This window comes from Dictyobacter arantiisoli, from assembly GCF_008326305.1.
Classification (GTDB): domain Bacteria; phylum Chloroflexota; class Ktedonobacteria; order Ktedonobacterales; family Ktedonobacteraceae; genus Dictyobacter; species Dictyobacter arantiisoli.
Window position 1 is genome coordinate 23,853 of sequence record NZ_BIXY01000058.1, and the last position, 20,459, is coordinate 44,311.

At 48.4% G+C, this 20,459-nt stretch carries 3 protein-coding genes; 1 reads left to right on the plus strand and 2 read right to left on the minus strand.

The annotated features are described in order from the left end of the window. Both F1593_RS18025 and F1593_RS18030 read right to left on the minus strand, forming a co-directional pair. Positions 1–12,585: a non-ribosomal peptide synthetase/type I polyketide synthase gene (locus F1593_RS18025; RefSeq protein WP_149402958.1), complete on the minus strand. Its 12,585-nt coding sequence runs from the start codon at positions 12,583–12,585 to the stop codon at positions 1–3. Positions 12,586–12,598: 13 nt separating this feature from the next. Continuing rightward, positions 12,599–17,974: a non-ribosomal peptide synthetase gene (locus F1593_RS18030; protein ID WP_235932617.1), complete on the minus strand. Its 5,376-nt coding sequence runs from the start codon at positions 17,972–17,974 to the stop codon at positions 12,599–12,601. 934 nt (positions 17,975–18,908) lie between these two features. Between F1593_RS18030 and F1593_RS18035 the strand changes: the two genes are divergently transcribed. Beyond that, positions 18,909–20,198 carry an MFS transporter gene (locus F1593_RS18035; RefSeq protein ID WP_172632223.1) on the plus strand — a complete coding sequence of 430 codons (1,290 nt, stop codon included), beginning with the start codon at positions 18,909–18,911 and terminating at the stop codon, positions 20,196–20,198. Positions 20,199–20,459 lie beyond the last annotated feature (261 nt).

Here is a 20,459-nt window from a genome sequence, read left to right on the forward strand (position 1 = left end):
CTACCCTCTTTTGCTGAGTTTACTGAGAAATTTGTTGAGTTCTTTTTGCCCCAGGCGTGCGGCAGGAAAATCGGCTGGTGTATAGTCTCCACTATTGGTCAGGCAGAGGTCGATCAGCGCGCGTAATGCCGTGAGAAATGCTGATGTCAGTTGAGTGACAGTCTCCTGCTGGTAGATTTCTGTGCTATATGTCCAGTCGCAGCGGAGTTGTCCCCCAATGATGCTGGCATTCATTTCGAACAGATATGGCCGAGAGCTTGCATGATGCTGGGTCTCGCCACTATATTCCTGAGCCAGTTGGAAGAGCGGCGAGCTGGGCAAGATATGATCAAATTGACCCAGGTAATTAAAGCAGATCTGTGGCTGTGGATATGCTTTGAGTTGAGAAAGCACACGTTCGTCTTGATGCAGGTAGCGGAGCAAACCATAACCAATTCCACGATTCGGAATGCTTTGTAAGACCTCTTTGACCATTTGAAGCTGTTCCTGGGGACTTTGGCCTTTCACCATCTCAAAACAGATCGGGAAATGAGTGGTGAACCAACCGACAGCACGTGATAAATCTACTCCTGATAGAATCTCTTCACGTCCATGACCCTCCAGATCTATCAACAACGCTTGCTGCCCTGTCCATTGCGCAAACCCTTGTAAGAGTGCGGTGAGCAATACGATATCTATTTGTATACCATGTGATTTTTGCGGTATTTTGTGCAGCAATGCGTTTGTTTCTTCTGCGTCAAGGATGAGAGAAATCGTATGGGCTGTTGCTGTAATGTTACGACCAGCTTGATTATCTACAGGCAAGGGCATGGCTTTCTGATATCTGGTATCGAGCCAATACGTTTTCTCCGCATCCGGAATGGAGGTCTGTGCATATGCTTCCAACTTTTCAGCCCATGCTTTGAAGGATGTCGTCTTGGGTGGTAATTGCACTGCATCCCCATGGGCGAGTCGGATATATGCCGTATGTAAGTCTTCAAGCAGAATACGCCAGGAGAGGCCATCAATAACGAGATGATGGATGACGATCAACAGTCGGCTCGGTTGTCCGGAAGCGAACTTGATCAGAACTACACGGAGAAGCGGACCATACAGCAGATTCAAGCTGCCCTGAACCTCTGTCGCTATCCTTTCAAGTTCTTCCCGTTGCTTCTCCTCTGGGCAATCTGCTAGATCTACAGAGGAGAAAGGTATCGTCTTCTTATCAAGACCGTTAATCATCGCCTGCCAACCTGACGGTGTGTGGGTAAAGCGCATACGTAAAGCATCATGATGCTCTAAGAGATAAGCTACCGCTTGCTCTAAGAGATCAGTCTCAAGAGGTTGGAGTACTTGCAGGAGAACGGACTGATTCCAGTGATCTGGTACTGAGAGGTTTTGCTCAAAGAACCAGATCTGAACAGGTGTAAGAGGAACCTGTCCTGTTACTAATCCTTGCTCAGCTCCGTTGTTCTGTGGCGTCGTTGTCACAACCTCGGACAATGTCGCAATCGTTGGGTATTGGAACAGTTGTCTGGGATTAAAGTACAATCCAGCTTGTGCAGCGTGCGCAGCAATTTGAATACAGAGAATAGAATCTCCTCCCAGTGAGAAGAAATTATCATTAACGCCTACCTGATCAACACCGAGTATCTCTTTCCAGATACCAACTAATGCCTGTTCGATAGATGTACGCGGAAGGATAAACTCATTTTCTAAAACAGGCCGTGCCCCATCAGGGAGAGGCAGAGCAACTCGATCAACCTTGCCATGAGATGTAAGAGGAAAAGTGTCAAGTAACACAAATGTCGATGGCAACATATAATCAGGCAGCCGTTCTGCGAGGAACTGTCGTAGGCCATCAACCGATGGAGTTGCTCCTTGCCTGACCGCTACGTATGCCACCAGCCGTTTATCATCTGGCCGATCCTCTCGAACAACCGCAACTGCCCCAACAAGGTCAGGATGCTGGCTCAACACAGCCTCGATCTCATCCAATTCGATGCGGAAACCACGCAGCTTGACCTGATGATCAATACGACCCAGGAACTCAATATTGCCATCTGGGCGGTAGCACGCCAGGTCTCCCGTTCGATAGAGGCGTGCTCCGGCCACATCACCGAAAGGATGAGGAATGAACCTGTCAGCAGTCAGATCTGGTGCATTCAGATAACCACGAGCGACTCCGGCTCCACCAATATAGAGTTCTCCATATACGCCAATAGGAACTGGCTGCAAGTACTGATCAAACAGATAGATCTGAGTATTGGCAATCGGACGACCAATTGGAACGGCCCCCGATATGCGCACTCTGGCAGATACCTCGTAGACGCAACATCCTACAACAGTCTCTGTCGGTCCATATTCGTTGATGAGTCTTACGTCTGGCAGATCATTTTGCCAAAACACCAGATCCTCTCCATGCAGGGCTTCGCCTCCAATAATGAGGGCCCTCGTACTTTCTTGCGCTTGCTCCACGCTCAACTGCTGTGTCAGTATCTCAAGATGCGCCGGGGTAACTTTGACCAGGCTGAAATCTTTTCGTGCGCATAATGCTCGACGTAATGCCTCGCCTCCTGGTTCCTCCGAGAGGAGCACGACGCTTTTCCCTGCAATCAAAGGAGAGAAGAGACTTGTGATGGTCAGATCAAATCCTATTGAGGAATGCACAGGAGCACCTTGACCTTGTGCTACGTCATACGTGGCTACACACCAGGTGAGATAATTGACAAGGCCCCCATGTGGAATCATCGTTCCCTTAGGCTTTCCAGTAGATCCCGACGTATAAATCACATAGGCCAGATTCCCCGCCATCACCCCACTTACCGGATTGTTTTCACTCTCCCTGGCAAGCTTGTCCTGAATGTCATTCAGACAGATCATACGTAAACCGGGCACCGAGAACTTTTCGATTTGCTGCTGCGTCAATAAGACTGCTGCCTGCGAATGTTCCAGCATGAATGTCAGACGTTCTGAAGGATAGGCTAGATCTAGAGGCACATAGGCTCCTCCTGCCTTTAAAACGCCCAGAATACTCACCATCAGATCCAGCGAGCGTGACATACAGATACCAACAAGCACCTCTGGTCCCACGCCTAATCTCTGCAGATAGTGCGCTAGCTGATTGGCACGCTGATTCAACTCTAGGTAAGTGAGTTGATCATCTCCAAAAGTTACGGCCAGAGCATGCGGTGTGCGCTCAACCTGACGTTCAAATAACTCATGAATAACAGTGCCCCCGGAATGAGTCTCGCCGGTGTTATTCCACTCGCGAAGCATCTGATGTAGTTCCGCTTGTGTCAACACTGACAAATCTGAGATCTGCCGCTGGGGAGTCGCGACGATATTTGTCAGTAGCGTACTCAGGTGACTGATCAAACGTGTAATAGTCGTTGCCTCAAACAGATCAGTATTATATTCCACTGATCCATTCAAGCCCTGGGTACTCTCTTCCAAGTAGAGGGTGAGATCAAATTTTGCAGTTCCAGAGTTCACCGTGAAAGGATGCAATACTAATTCAGGAAGGGTAAATGACTCAAATGGTGCACTCTGGTGAACAAACATCGCCTGAATCAGCGGAGTTCGGCCAGGATCACGCTCGACTTCAAGTTCTTCCACCAACTGTTCAAACGGCATATGCTGATGGGCATACGCTCCTGAGGCAACCTTTTTCACACGATGTAGCAATTGCTGAAACGTTGGATTCCCAGCCAGACTTGTACGGAAAACAAGCGTATTAATAAATACGCCGATGAGCGGCTCAATCTCTACAAGATCACGGTTGGAGATGGGAGAACCAATGACAATGTCATCCTGCCCGGTATAGCGAAACAACAACGCCTGAAAAGCGGCCAGCAGCGTCATAAACATGGTGACCCCTTCCTGCTGGCTCAGGGTCCTCAGGGCATTCAAGAGGGCAAGTGGCAACGTAAAGCTCGATGTCGCTCCATGAGACGTTTGCACGGCTGGACGAGAATGATCTGTAGGCAACATCAGGACAGGCGGAGCACCTGCAAGTTGTTCCTTCCAGTATGTAAGTTCCGCTTGCCGTACATCTCCCTGCCACCAGGAACGCTGCCAGATAGCATAGTCTGCATACTGTAGCGGCAATGGTGGCAACGGGAGAGATTCCATACGAGAAAATGCGGGATAGAGGGTGACAATCTCATGGACAAATATTCCAAGAGACCAGGCATCCGAGATAATATGATGCGCGATGATTACAAAGATGTGGTCTTGCTCATGTAAACGAATAAGGTTCGCACGCAAGAGTGGTCCATGAGCAAAATCAAAGGGACGTTGCATCTCCTCCTGTACGTACTGTGTAACTCTGGCTTCTTGCTCAGCATCAGGTATATGCTCAAAATTTACGCGTTTCAGAGGCATCGGTGAGGGCGAAGAGATGAGTTGGACAACACGTCCTTCCCGCGCTGGAAATGTTGTTCTGAGTATTTCGTGTCGGCGTACAATCTCATTCAGGCTCTGCTCCAGGGCAGACACCTGAAGTACCCCGGTCAAACGAAAGGCGAAAGGTACAATATACACGGAGTTACCAGGATCAAGCTGATCAAGCAACCACATCTGCTCCTGAGCAAATGAAAGAGGCAAACTATCATGGCGTGGTTGAGGAGTAATAGCCGGACGTTGATGACGTTCGATGCCCTCTTCATCAAGAAGATAGGCCAGAAGTTCCAGGTCTTCGGAGGAAAAGCCTGTTGCATTGGAAGCATTGACTGTATCAACACGATCTCGCCCTTGTCGCTTCTCCTGCAACAATGCTCTCTTCTCTTGATCAGACATCTCTCGAATGCGCTTCACTATCTGAGCAACTCGCTCGATTTGTCCAGGCTCAGCTTCTTGTCTGGCAAGCAGATGTGTCAGATCTATGACATTTCTGATCTCAACAAGGCTCTGCATCGAGAGTTCTATTTGAAATGTTTGCTGCAAACGCGACCGTATCTGAATAAGGTGAAGTGAGTGACCACCTAGAGCAAAAAAGTTATCGTAAATTCCAATCTGATCTACTCCCAGAATATCTGCCCAGATTTTTGCAACCTCTTCCTCGACCACGGTACGAGGAGCAACATAGCTCTCGGCTACGTCAGGGAGCTTGCTGGTAACATCGGGAAGCGCTCGGCGATCCACTTTACCATTGGAGGTCAAGGGTAAGGCATCCAATATCATAAACATCGAAGGGAGCATGTACTCAGGTAGATACGCTCTGACAGTTGTAGAGAGTTCGTCAAATGTCGGAACCTGACCTTCCTGTGGCACAACATAGGCGATTAACTGCGGGCTACCTGTGGCATCCTCTCTGGTGACGACAACGACATCCTGTAGCGCGGCATGCTCTTGTAAGACAGCTTCGATCTCTCCTGGCTCAATACGAAAACCACGAATCTTCACCTGGTGGTCGATGCGCCCCAGATATTCAATAGAGCCGTCGGGCAAATAGCGCGCAAGATCACCCGTCTGGTACAGCCGCGCTCCTGGCTTTGTGCTAAAAGGATCTGGGATAAATTTCTCGGCGGTGAGCCCTGGGAGATTCTGATAACCACGCGCCAGACCAACTCCGCCAATATAAAGTTCTCCAGGAACCCAGGTAGGAACAGGATCCATGTGCCGATCCAAAAGATAGACCTGCATGTTGGCGATGGGCTTTCCAATTGGTACGTTTGCCGTCTGGCTATCACATTGACACATCCAATAGGTTACATCAATAGCAGCTTCTGTTGGCCCATACAGGTTATGCAATTCTGCATTGAGGCACGCGAAAAATTGCTTCTGTATATCAGCAGAGAGAGCCTCACCGCTAGATATAACCCGCCGTACACTCTGGCAACTTGAGCGCAATGGCTCATTCAAAAATGCCTGAAGCATGGAGGGGACAAAGTGGAGCGTTGTTATACTCTGCTCCGTAATGAGCATTCTCAAATAAGCATTATCACGATGTCCCTCGGGCTTCGCAATAACCAGGCAGGCTCCAGTAAGAAGCGGCCAGAAAAACTCCCAGACGGATACATCAAAGCTGAAAGGTGTTTTTTGTAAGACGCGGTCACTGGACGTTAACTGATAGGCATCTTGCATCCAGAGCAAGCGATTACACACGCCTGCATGTGTGTTCATTGCGCCTTTGGGCCTTCCGGTTGAGCCAGATGTATAGATCACGTAGGCAAGATTCTCAGGACTGATTGAAACATATAGATGAGCTGCAGGATAGGTGTTCATCTTGGACGCAATGGCACTCAGACAGATGGCCGTTGCGCTTTGCTGAGGCAGTTTGGAGAGCAAGTACTCTTGTGTCAGTATTGCAACAACCTGAGCATCCTCCAGTATAAAGGCAATTCTCTCTTGAGGATAGGATGGATCAAGCGGCACATAGGTCCCGCCAGCCTTCAAAACGCCCAATAAGGCAATGATCATATGTACAGAACGCTCAAGGAACACCCCGACATGTGTATCTGGCCCAACGCCTTGATCTTGCAAGTAGTGGGCAAGTTGATTTGCCCGTTGATCCAGTTCTTCATAGGTCAGTGCCGTTTCCTCAAAGCTTACGGCTACACTATCAGGGGAATGTATGGCCTGCATCTCAAAGAGAGTATGCAAGCAACGATCTATTGAGTAGTTGGCCTCAGTTGCATTGTGAGCTGCACGCCGAATAATCTGCTCAGGAAATGGTAACTGCTTGCTAACCTCATGCCAACTCACTTCTACCGTCGCTAAGTTATGGAGAAGGCATCCATAATTTTCAAACATATCATCAATTAGACCGGCAGGGAAAAGCTCCTCGACCGCATCCCATCGACACACAAGCGTTCCAGCTTCCTCCTCAACGACACAATCCAGCCATACCTGAGGCGTCTGAGCAATGGCATAGACAACTTCGCCCAACTTATCAAAAGGAAGATGGTTGTCTTCGGTGGCAGAATTCAGATTCAAGAAACTGGTGAAGACGACAGGCATCGTTATGCCACTCGTTCCTTGGTGCCTTGCCAGTTCTCTTAACACTCGTACACCACTCACATAACCATGCTCTAAATCTTGCCAGAGTTGCTTTTGAAGTCGCTGAGACCGAACAGCAAAAGATTCGCGTTGCGAATTGTCTACTTCCAGCAGGGTAAAGGATGCAAACTCACCAAGGATGTCATTGACTTCAGGATGCAAAGGCAGCCGATTAAAACGAGGAACATTGATAGTGAAAGCAGGTTCCTTACTCCAGTACGTGAGTATTTCAGCGTACGCAGCGAGAAAAAGCGCCGTGGGGGTCAGTCCCATCTGTCCAGCCCGAGTCTTCAAGCGCTGCCACGTTTGCGCATCCAGTCTGAGGCTCTTACGTATGAAGTGCGATTGAGCCAGAGAATCTGGTCTCGTGTTTAATGGAAGCTGCGGCGCTGGTGGAAGAGACACAAGACGGCCCCGCCAGTAGTCGAGAGAGCGCTGATAGATGGCTGAATGCTGAAACTCGCTCATAGTCAGTACATAATCCCGAAATGAAAGGGTCAGAGGCGCAAGAACAAGATCAGGATTCCAGTAGAGCTGGACGAGTTGTTGGAAGAGAATATAATAACTGCGACCATCCGCAAACAGGCCATCAATGCTCATGCATAAACGAATACGCTGATTGTCAAGCTGGATGGCATGGATCGTAAAAGGTGGCCACATCTCAAGGGGAAGAACCTGGTGGGATAAGTGAGCACGAATGGCAGCTAATTCAGATTCGACAACCTGAGCTGGATGTCCACGTAAATCTATGCTTTTGATATGATAGAACGGTACATGTCTCAGGATCTGCTGCTGACCATCAGACAGGACAATTGCTCGAAGCATATCATGTCGTTCGATCAGATGTTGCCATACCTGATTAAAGTGACCGAGATCCAACGTGAGGCTTTCGATCTCGACATACAAATGAATCGAGACATTACCCAGATCGAATGTCCCGCTGCGTCCGATCCAATATGCTTGCTGCATATCGGTCAGAGGAAATGGAAGATAGCGCATATCTGGATCTGGTACGATTTTTGCATATTGAGCAAGAGATTCTGGTTGATGTGCGCTTTTATGCTCAGCAATGGCAGCCGCCATCCCGGCAATCGTTGGCGTTTCGGACAGACTGCGCAGTGCGACATCCGCTTGAAAGTCTGTACGTATCCTGAATACCATTTCGGTTGCTAATAGAGAGTGTCCACCTAATTCGAAGAAATTGTCATAGATGCCAATACGCTTGATACCTAACACCTCTTGCCAGATCCGGACTACACCCTCTTCCAGTTCATTGCGGGGAGCATCAGCTCTCGTTTGTACCTGCACTGGTTCTTCGGATAAAGCAAATGATGCATTCTGCGAAGATCTATCACGTTCGTCCCTGGATTTAAAGGTAATCCATTGATCGATTCTCGCCTGCAGATCTCCAGTTGATACGATAATCTGATCAATGTGTCCGAGATGAAGTACACGATCAAAAACACTCATCCCCTCCGCCACCGTCAAAGCCAACGAATGTACATCAGATCCAACCGGTACGGAAAGTGTCTTCGCATCCTCGGGCTCCCAATTATCCAGATTGAGACTCATCCAGACCGCTTTTTGCGTTTGATTCTGATGGAGAACAAATGCATCCATAAACGTATTAACTGCAGTATAGGAGAGAAGACCTAATCCTCCTAACACTGATGCCAGAGAGGAAAGCACAATACAAAAATCAAGCGGTATCCCTTGCAATACCTGCCCGAGCACATAAGTACCGCGTACTTTCGCTTGCACCAGCAAGTCGTATTGATGCCAATCGGTATCCCGCACATATCTAAATGCTGTGTTTTTATCAGGTCCAGCGGCATGAATGACTCCATGAAGGGCTCCAAATTGCTCCAGGGTAAGCCGCACAACCTCCTGCATTTGCTCCAGATTTCCGACATCCGCACTATAATGCACAACATGCACACCGGTATTTCTGAGTGCCCGGATAGCCTGTATCTTCCGACTATAGGAATCCTGAGCCTGATGCGTTTCCAGCCATTGTTCCCAGTCCTCCTCTGGAGGCAGTTGGGAGCGTCCTACGAGAATAAGCTTTGTCTGTGTCCTTTGAGCCAGATATCTGGCAAGCGTCAGACCTATATACCCCAGGCCACCAGTTATCAGGTAAACTCCATCCTTGCGGAGTCGTGCATCCCTCGATGTCTCAATCGATGGAAGCCTGGTAAAGCTCTGTACCCAACGCTGCTTGCCTCGATACGCAACAACCTCTGACAATGGGACAAACAGCTCCTTTATCAACTGATCCAGCAATGTCCTGGCCTGCACGGTTCCTTTTTCGGGAAGCACAATATCAATATTACGGCATCGTACATTTCTATATTCTTGCTGGAAGACTTTACACGATCCTATAATGGTCGCTTTCTCTGGAGAGAGTTGCTCATCTCCCATAACATTCTGTATGCCGTTGGCAATCACTGTTATTTCAAGCGGTGTAGTGATATTCTGCTGGCTGATGGCTTGCATAAACCAGAGAAGACTGTAAAAACCTTGATTTTGTGCTGCCTGAAAAGCATCTATATTCAATGGCTGCCGATTGGCAGGTGTTATGCTCCAGCAATGAACAATAATCTCTGGTATTACCTGATGAACAGACAGTTCACCGAGCAATGTATGATAGTCATTGGGCTGACCAGGATCAATACAGTAAGTGCTCTCGTCGAGTTGTGCTAAGCGGTCCCTCATAACCACTGTAATCACCGACTGGTTGCTAGCTCTGAGCCGATCGACAAGTTGAGCTCCCCACCCATAGTCATCAACAAACACCAGCCAGTGCCATAGCCGATCAGGACGGGTCTGCGCGATCTGAAGAGGCAGCGACTGCTGCCATATCGGCACATAAAACCATTCTTCGACCTCAGATTTTTGAAGAGATGAACCATACGCCTGCTTATTCTCATATCCAGGTGCCGGTGCGTCAACCCAGTGGCGTTGGCGCTCAAAGGGATAGGTGGGCAAAGGAACACGGTACCGTTGAGAACCATGGAAACGTTCCCAATCGATCTGCACACCCGCCTGCCAGAGCTGCCCTACAGCTTTGAGCAGCGATACACTCTCTGCCAATTTCTCCTGTGATGATGGGAGAGAGGTCAATATTACCTGCTCTGCTTGGTGATCTCCATACTCTCTCACCAGATGACTTAATGTACGACCTGGGCCAATTTCAAGAAACACCTGTTCCGGCTCTTTGAGCAGTTCATGAATTCCCTGAGCAAAACGGACAGGTTGGCGAAGATGCCTGGCCCAGTAAACTGGATCGATCGCCTCCTCAGCAGTAATCCAGGTACCCGTAAGATTTGATATGTAGGGTATACGAGGTCGCTGTCGAGGGAACCGCTCGACATGTCTGGCAAATGGTTCAACAATCACTTCGGTCATCGCCGAATGGAAGGCATGGGAAGTCCTCAAACGGTGACTTGTGATACCCTGTGCCACAAGACGGTGATGCAATTCGTCAACTGCCTGAGCAGAACCCGAAACGACGCTTTGCGTCTGTCCATTCACCGCCGCCAGGGAGAGATCCTGACCCAGATACGGCTGAATATCGTCCTCCGAAAGAGACGCCGCCAGCATCGCGCCGCCTGGTAAAGCCTGCATCATGCGGCTACGGATAGCAACAAGAGCTAAAGCATCCTCTAGCGTAAAGACTCCCGCCAGGCAGGCCGCCACATATTCGCCGATGCTATGACCAATCATTGCTCGTGGTTGCACCCCCCAGTCCATCCACAATTGTGCCAGCGCGTATTCAAGAGAAAAAAGGACAGGTTGAGTAAAAAATGTCTGACGTAACTGCTCTTCTGCCATCTCAGTCTGATCGGGGTCAGGATACAGAATCGTCCGTATATCGGTTCCCAGATGAGGAATCAACAATGTGGAACACTGATCTATATACTCACGAAATACGTTTTCGTGCTGGTACAACTCCCGTGTCATATTGACATATTGAGCACCTTGACCAGGAAACAGAAAAACAACGGGCCGATCCTGAATGTGCTTTACCGGATTTAACCCATGCTCTGTATCAATTTGTTCCAACGCAGTTACTGCCTCATCATGATTCTTGCAAACCAGTAGAGAGCAATGATCAAATGTTTTACGCCCCACCTGGAGAGTATAAGCAATATCAGCCAGAGGAATCTCCGCGTGGTGTTGTACATACATAGCTAGATTCGTTGCAACTCCCTTGAGAGCCTTCTGCGTTTTAGCGGAAAGGAGCAACAACTGCCAGGGTCTTGACGAACTCGTTGCCTCAAATGTTGGAGCTTCCTCCAGGATAATATGCGCATTCGTTCCACCGATACCAAATGAGCTCACTCCTGCACGGCGCGGAAAGCTAGAGGGATTCCAGGCGGAAAGTTTGGCATTGACATAGAAGGGGCTGTGAGCAAAATCAATAGAAGGATTTGGTTGAGTATAGTGCAGACTCGGTGGCAACTCTTTATGCTTGAGGGCCTGAATCGTCTTGATAAGCCCTGCCACCCCAGCTGCGGCGTCCAGGTGACCAATATTGGTCTTGACTGACCCAATCGCACAAAATCCATTTGCGTCTGTCTGCGTACGAAACGCCTGGGTAAGTGCAGCAATTTCAACGGGATCACCCATGGGCGTTCCCGTTCCATGGGCTTCAATATAGGTAATTGACTCCGCCTCAACGCCAGACATATCGAGCGCCTCTGCTATCACTTGCGCTTGCCCTTGTACACCCGGAGCGGTATAACCAACTTTCACCGCCCCATCATTATTGATGGCAGACCCTTTGATGACAGCGTGGATATAATCTCCATCTGCAAGCGCATCGGCGAGCCTTTTTAGCACAACGATACCCGCACCTTCGCCTACCACCGTCCCCTGGGCTTGCGCATCAAAAGCTCGACAGTGACCATCGGGCGAGAAAATCATGCCTTCTCGATACACGTAGCCTCTTCTTGAGGGAACACCGATCGAAACGCCTCCAGCTAATGCCATATCACATTCATGATGCAACAAACTCTGACAGGCTTGATGCACTGCAACAAGTGACGTTGAACACGCAGTCTGGATCGTGAGCGATGGCCCTTTGAGATTCAGTTTGTACGATACGCGCGTTGCCAGAAAATCTTTGTCACTGGCGATCTTCGTCTGGAAATCTCCCATAGACTTGAGCAAACGATCATTCGGAAGAAGATGAAATAAGAGATAACTATTGAGATTGGAACCTGCATACACAGCAATAGATCCATCATAGGGTTCTGAATTGTATCCCGCATTTTCCAGTGCCTCCCAGGCACACTCTAAAAAGATGCGATGTTGAGGATCTATGAGCGCTGCCTCCCGAGGTGTATAACCAAAAAAATCAGCATCAAAACAATCTGCCTCTTCCAGCAATGCTTCCGCGCCAATATAGTGAGGGTTGTGCAAGACTGCGGGATCCATACCTGCGGCTTTGAGATCTTCAGCAGAAAAGTTGGTAATTGACTCTCTACCTTCTCGTAGGTTGTTCCAGAACGCATCAACGTCATGTGCTCCAGGAAAACGGCATGCCATTCCAACAACAGCGATATTGTACAACTGGTCAGCCGTATCTCTATTCATCATCCTACTTCTGTCCTTATCTCTTCATTGTGCGAGCCTTGTCTCGAAGCCGCACAATGGCGCTTTTCCGTGCTTCTGCTCTGGTAATACTTTGCTTCAACTGGGGCTGCTCATCCTGGCTCTGACTCAAATACCGGGCAAGCAAGAATATGGTTGGATAGCGGAATAACTCTACCAGGGCTATTTCCTTCCTCAGTTCCTTATGGAGTTTTCTCTGGACCTCTATGATGAGTAATGAGTGACCACCAAGATCAAAAAAGTTATCGTTTCTGCCCATACTATCCAGATGCAATACTTCTTGCCACACCCTCGCAATAGTTTGTTCTAATTGAGTCTGAGGTGCGACAAATAACATATCTGTACGTTGGTCACGACGTTCTGGCCGAGGTAGTGCCAGACGATTTACTTTGCCACTAGGGGTCAAAGGCAAAGCATCGATAAATGTAATTATTGAGGGCATGCAGTACTCGGGCAACTTTCTCTGTAAAAAGCTGCGTAACTCACTAACGGTGGGAGTAGCCCCCTGAACAGGAACAACATAGGCTATCACATATCTCTCTCCTGGCATATCCTCATGAACCAGTACAGATGTCTCCTGCACTCCAGCATGCCTCAGGAGTGTAGATTCAATCTCACCAAGCTCAATACGAAAACCACGGACTTTTACTTGATCATCGGACCTTCCCAGAAACTCAATGGCACCATCCGGCAAATAGCGTACGATGTCTCCGGTCTTATACAAACGAGCTCCAGGCTCCGCGCTGAAAGGGTCGGGAACGAACTTATCCGCAGTCAAATCGGGACGATTATGATACCCACGAGCGATACCAATACCTCCAATGTGAAGCTCACCCAACACACCAACGGGTACAGGTTGAAGGTGAACATCAAGCACATAGATCTGGATGTTTGCAATGGGGTAGCCAATAGGAACCCTCTGCTGATCAGGGGTTCTCAGACAGGTCCAGGATGTGACATCAACAGCCGCTTCAGTAGGACCATAGAGATTGTAGAGATCCGCATCCAGCTGAGCAAAAAACTGTTCTTGCACTCTGACAGATAACGCTTCACCACTACAAAAAACACGGCGAATACTCTTGCAGTTCGGGACATCTTCTTCTTTCAAAAAGATTTGAAGCATCGAAGGGACAAAATGAAGCGTCGTGATGTGCTGCTCCTGGATGAGATGAAGAAGATACGAACTCTCTCGATGGCCTTCTGGCCGTGCTAACACGAGCGAAGCACCAGTGAGGAGCGGCCAAAAGAACTCCCAGACAGATACATCAAAGCTAAAAGGCGTTTTTTGCAACACACGATCGGTTGTATCAAGATGATACGCCTGCTGCATCCATTGTAAACGGTTTTGGATGCCACCATGCGTGTTCATAACGCCTTTAGGCACACCCGTTGAACCGGATGTGTAGATCACATAGGCCAGATTCATAGTTGTGGTCTTGTTCACAGAATTCTCAACACTCTGTTGGGCAATCATACCCCATTCACTATCTACGCACACGATGGGAAGTCCAGAGAGAGGGAGCGTATTCAGCAGACGCGCTTGTGTTAAAAGAAGAGCAATGGAGGCATCTGAAAGCATAAAGGTGAGTCGCTCCGTAGGATAGGAAGGTGCAAGTGGTACATATGCGCCACCCGCCTTAAGCACACCCAATAGCCCTATGACCATTTCAAGTGAGCGTTCCATATATATACCCACAAATGTTTCCAGCCCTACTCCCGATTTTTGCAGATAATGTGCCAATTGATTTGCCCGACTATTCAGTTCGGCATATGTTAACAACTCATCCTCAAAGGTTACAGCTATCGCCGCAGGAGTTTCCATCACCTGACGCTCAAACACCTGGTGCAGACACATGTCGCCATCGCTATAGAAAACATCTGTTGCATTCCACAGGAGTCGCTGTTGGCGCTCTTCTTCCGTCAAGAGTGTCAGTGTAGTAAGATGCTGCTCGGGATCAGCGACCAGACACTCAAACACGCGTTGCAAATGGCCTACCATACGTTGTATGGTGCTGGCCTCAAATATATCGGTGTTAAATTCGACGCTCCCTATCAGACCTCGATCCCTTTCTTCCAGGGTCAGTGTGAGATCAAATCTGGCGCTTCCGCTATCAACAACCAGTGGATGCAAGGTAAGACCAGTCAGAGCTAAGTCCGGTATCAAAGATTTCTGCAAAACAAACATTACTTGTACAAGAGGGGTACGTCCTAAATCGCGCGTGGGCTGCATGGCTTCTACCACTTTTTCAAAAGGCACATTTTGATGCATATATGCGTTTAACGCAACTTTTTGTACACGTCTCAATAAATCACGATATATAGGATTTCCTGAGAAATCGATTCGTAAAGCTAACGTGTTCACGAAACAACCTATCAGATCCTGTAGCTCAGGACGCGTCCGGTTGGCAATAGGTGTACCTACGATGACGTTCGTTTGCCCGGTATAGCGAAAAAGCACAGTCGCAAAAGCAGACAGCAGGGCCATGAAGAGCGTTATCCCTTCATCACGGCAAAACGCTTTATATGCCTGAAGCAGTTGATCTGGCAAAGTAAAGGACAGGGTAGCACCACGAAACGTCTGAAGTGGCGGCCGAGGGCGATCAGCAGGTAACTCCAGTACAAGTGGTGCACCAGAGAGTTGTTCCACCCAGAAAGTAACCTGACGTTCTAATGCCTGGTTCTGTAACCACTTGCGTTGCCAGATGACATAATCTGTATATTGGATAGGAGGTGCTGAGAGCTTTGGCGGTTGGTCCGTTACATGTGCTTCATAGAGCACTCCCAGTTCTCGGACTAAGACCCCCATCGACCAACCATCGGTAATAATGTGGTGCAAGAGAATAAGCAAAATATGTTCCTCGTCATCCAGCTGAAAAAGCACCGCTCGAATCAACGGTCCTTTTGCAAGGTCGAAAGGACGCGCGGTCTCCTCTTTCAAGAGGCGCATCACTTCTGTTTCGCGTACACTGGGAGCAAGATGACGGAGATCTATAATGGGGAGAGGTAACGAGAGAGAGGGTAAGACAATCTGGTACAGCTGGCTTTCCTGTATCGCATAGGTTGTCCTCAAGATGTCATGTCGTCGAATAATTTCATTCAGACTTTGCTGAAATGCCGCTCTATGGCACACCCCTTTCATACGTACCGCAGCCGGAACTGAATAGGCAGCGCTTCTGGGGCTGAACTGATCTAGAAACCAGAGCCGTTCCTGGGCAAAGGAAAGGGGAGCATGCTGCATCGGTTGAGAAGGCAAGATATGCGGTATTGATTCTCCTGTTTCTGCATTCAGTTGCTCTAGGATGTGCATGACAAGTTGATGGACACTTAGGCCCTGCAGTAGCAATGTCATAGGTATCTCTACCTGGAGATCAGTTTCAATGCGATTACTGAGCTCGAAAGCCATCAGCGAATCTAACCCAAATTGACTGAAAGGTTGTTGACAATCTACCTGGGTTGCCGCAATACCGACGAGACTGCTGATCTGTTGTTGGAGATATCTCTCTAGATACTCCTGACGCACACTCCTATTACTTGCCATGAGCATCTCACGGCTCACATCAACCTTGCTCTCGTCCGCTTTTGTCTGATCCAAAATGCTTCTCTCCAGAACATCCAGTTCACCGTTGAGAAAGAACGTTCGGCATAGGTATCGTTGAATTTTTCCGCTCGACGTCCTGGGGATTCCTCCAGGTTTGAGAAGTAATACAGCATACACATGGAGTTCGTGCTGGTCTGCAACGGCTTCGCGTATGCTTCCTATCACTTCGGCACGATCAGCATGGCGGTATTGACGCTCCGCCTCAGCAACAATCACCAGACACGCGCCGCTACCAACGTGAATTGTAAAGGCAGCACAGCTACTGCGCCGCAACGCTGGATGGCTCCGTTCTACCGTTGCTTCAATGTCTTGCGGATAATGATTGCGCCCACGAATGATGATCAGGTCTTTTAGACGTCCTGTCACAAACAACTCACCATCCTGAAAAAAACCCAGGTCGCTCGTTCGCAAAAAGGTTTCATGAGCGTTGTCAGCCAGATAAGCATGAAATGTTTGTCTCGATTCCTCTTCACGGTTCCAATAACCCTGTGTGACACTCTGCCCTGCAATCCAAATTTCACCTACCTGACCTGGCTGACAAGCAACGTGAGAATCAGGGTGAACGATGACAAGCCGTTGATCTTGTAAGGGTTGTCCACACCCAACGAGAGGTCTATGTCCTTTATCCTCTGTACTTGCTGGCAGGTCATCATGGCCACCTGTCAAGAATTGAGTCTGACCAGAAGAACGGATGACCGGCGGAGTTTCTGTATTGCCACCAGCTGCAATTAACGTTGCTTCAGCAAGTCCATAACAAGGATAAAAAGCCGTGCGATGAAAGCCACAGAATGCAAATGTTGTAGCGAAGCGATCCAACGTCTCAGCCTGAACAGGCTCAGCTCCATTAAACGCTAGTTTCCAGCTACTCAGATCGAGGGATGCACGCTGCTCAGGTGCAACTTTCTGTACGCAGAGATCGTAGGCAAAGTTCGGGCCTCCACTAATCGTTGCACGATAGCGTGAAATGGCCTGAAGCCAACGGAAAGGTCTTTGAAGAAAAGCGGCAGGCGCTAAAAGGGTAACCGGAAATCCGACATATAAAGGTTCTAATATTCCGCCTATCAACCCCATATCATGGTACGGCGGCAACCAGATGACACCTTGACTTTCAGGTGTGGTCTGAAAACATCTCTGAATGTGGGACAGGTTGTGCATGAGATTGGCATGACTCACCATCACCCCTTTTGGCGTTCCAGTCGAACCCGATGTATATTGGAGGAAGGCAAGCGTATTCGCATCGTGGGGGCTGGCCTGCCATGTTTCTGCAGAATCAGCCGCAGAAGTGTCAGTGGGAAATATACGCAGTGCCTGCAAAAATGTTGTATCTTGCTCAAAGACTTTCTTGAGCTGGGAGAGCATTGTCGAAGTAGTAAGCACCAACGATGGGCTGGCATCACGAACAATAGCACGAATGTGAGACAGCGCACGTCCATGACGAGTCCCATGAATTGGATAGGCAGGCACAGCAATGAATCTGGTAGCAAGACAACTCAAAAAGGCGACGATAAACTCAAGACCGGGAGGATATAAGAGCAACACACGGTTCCCTGGAGAATCCAGGCGCTGTAGAGTGGCAGCAAGTGTTCGTACGCGCAAACCTAATTCAGCATACGTGAGATGCAGCTCTGAGAACTCACCATCTACTAAAAAAGTATAAGCAGTACGATCTGGCTGATATTGAGATCGGTAGTATAACACATCTACCAGTGTAGAAAGATTATTTACAGGCTTAGACCCACAATCATCCATCAAAGCGTAATATATCCCTTCATGCATCGTCGACAAGGTCGAAGTTCCTATATTATGCAGATATTATGCAGATATTATGCAGAGGAACAGTCAATATGAGGATTTACCTCGCTCGTTCGTGAGTTAAGTACTATTCAAGGTCTTTTGTAGAGCAAACAACATGATATCTTGTTACTCAACAAGAATCAGCAACGGACATTCCCCTGGGAGGGGAACTTTCACTAGTCGTTTGGAGACTAGCTACTTTGTCAGGAGAGTGGACAACAAAATGATCCAACGATCCAACATCCGTGCTAGATAGAAACCGTACTTACGCTCATTCTAGGGCTCTGGCAACCAGTGTGTTTTTCCCTCTCTACTGCTGCCAGTACGATTCTTTCCCGATGTGCCAATTGTTGAGAGATATGATAGCGCCTACCAGCATCCTAGCTCTTTTTGATGCCCTCGTTTAATGCTTGCCGCAGGCTCAGCTCTTTTGCATTTTTTACTTTATCACTTTCTACTTCTATTGACCCCAGGAATATTGATATATCTCAGAAATATTGATATATCTAAGTAATAGGTGAAATATAAAATGCTTCCTTCCTAGCTAATTATAAGAAGTAGCACAGCGATTGTCAAGAGGACGATTTTCAAAGGCTCTATCAGAGGTGAGAGGTCCAAAAAGTAGAAGGGGTCCACCATTTAAAGGAGTCTCAAGGTTCACAGGTAGCTCTTTCCGGTTCATAAAGGCTTCGCGTCGAAACAATTCCAACGTAATGTCAAAGGTTTTTGCTTATTGGATCAGTAACGGTTGCAATAGAGTCTAGTAAGGTGTACAATTCACATTAAAAATTGACGAGTGCATAGCATGATGTCCTACACACGCACTATCTACTATATTTCATGCTCACAACACGTTTATGGCTACCCACCTCTGATCGAATTTAGAAGCAAACCTGTCGCAGGAAGGAATTTTCTCATGGATGAGAGTGGAGAGATACAGGTAGCAGACAGTTCTGCAAAGAATACACGCATCAATATGGATTTTTGGAAATATTGGACCGGCCAGACAATCTCGAATCTCGGTGGCTCAATTACAACGTTCGCGCTTCCCTTGCTAGTCTACAATCTCACCCATTCTTCGGTAAATCTGGGCATTGCAACTGCAGCCGAGTCTTTGCCCTATCTACTCTTTGGTTTGCTTCTGGGTGCTTGGACCGATCGGAGTAATCGCAAGCGCTTGATGGTTCTGGCTGACCTGGCACGTGCGGCGGTTATTGTCATCATTCCGCTTTTTGCTCTTCTAGGTTGGCTGAGTGTCTGGTGGATCTATCTCGTCGGCTTCGTCCACTCAACACTCACTATTTGCTTCGAAACCGGGCAGTTCACTGCCATTCCTAGTCTGGTCGATCAACAAAATCTGGTGACGGCCAATGGACGAATCCAGGCCAGCTATTCGAGCGCAGAGGTCCTCGGCCCTTTGCTCGCTGGCATCCTGTTAACAACACTCCCCATAACCTGGCTATTCACGTTTGACGCACTGTCATTTCTTCTCTCTGCTGCCTCTCTCCTCCTGATTCGTCGCAGCTTCAACGCCCCCGGAAAAACACACAGTATGCATATTGGTCAAGATATCATTGAAGGATTGCGCTATGTCATCAATCAGCCTGTTCTGTTGAGTATTTCGCTCATGACAGCAATCATTAATTTAGCGACGGTTGCGAGCGTTTCGCAACTCGTTCTATTTGCCAAGGTGCATCTTCATACTAATGATTTTCAGGTTACGCTTTTCTATACCGCAAGTAGTCTGGGCGTTGTCGTACTCGCACTCACCGCCGGACCATTACGCAAACTCTGGTCCTTTAGCACCGTAGCCCTGGGCTCTCTCCTTCTCAAAGGGCTTCTCATTTTTACATTAGCTTTTCTTCCCTGGTACTGGCTTGCCCTGGTTGTCTGGGGATGTACCCAGGGACTTGGTATCCTTTTCAATATTAATACCAGTAGCCTGCGTCAGGCCATTGTCCCTAACCATATGCTTGGGCGTGTGCGAAGTATCGCTAGCGTACTAGCCTGGTCGGCTATTCCATTGGGTTCGGTCATGAGCGGTTTTGTTGTTGACTGGACTCATAATGTCGTGCTGCTCTTCGCTGTCTCCGGTGGACTTATGGCGCTGATCGCCTTTCTCTTCTTCTATACACCTCTGGGACGGGCAGAGCGCTATCTGCCAGAATCACAAGCCAGGGCTGAAACAGAAACAGGGAGCGTTTAGGCTCCTTTTCTACATAAGACGAGGACAAAAACTGCTCTCTACCAGGTTCAAGAAAGCAGCTTTTCTTCTGCTTCATGTATCTTGCTACTCATCAAGTGTTGTCTGAACGTTTTCCTGGTTGGGAAAGCCGAATACTTTTCCCTAAGAGTGTGTCGGACTCCCATGCTCTCCATAATCTCTGTGCATGAGTTTTCGCACCTGCGGTGCTCAAACATCTTTTTATTGTGTGGTGTCGGAAAAGTTCTTCGAACTTTTCCGACA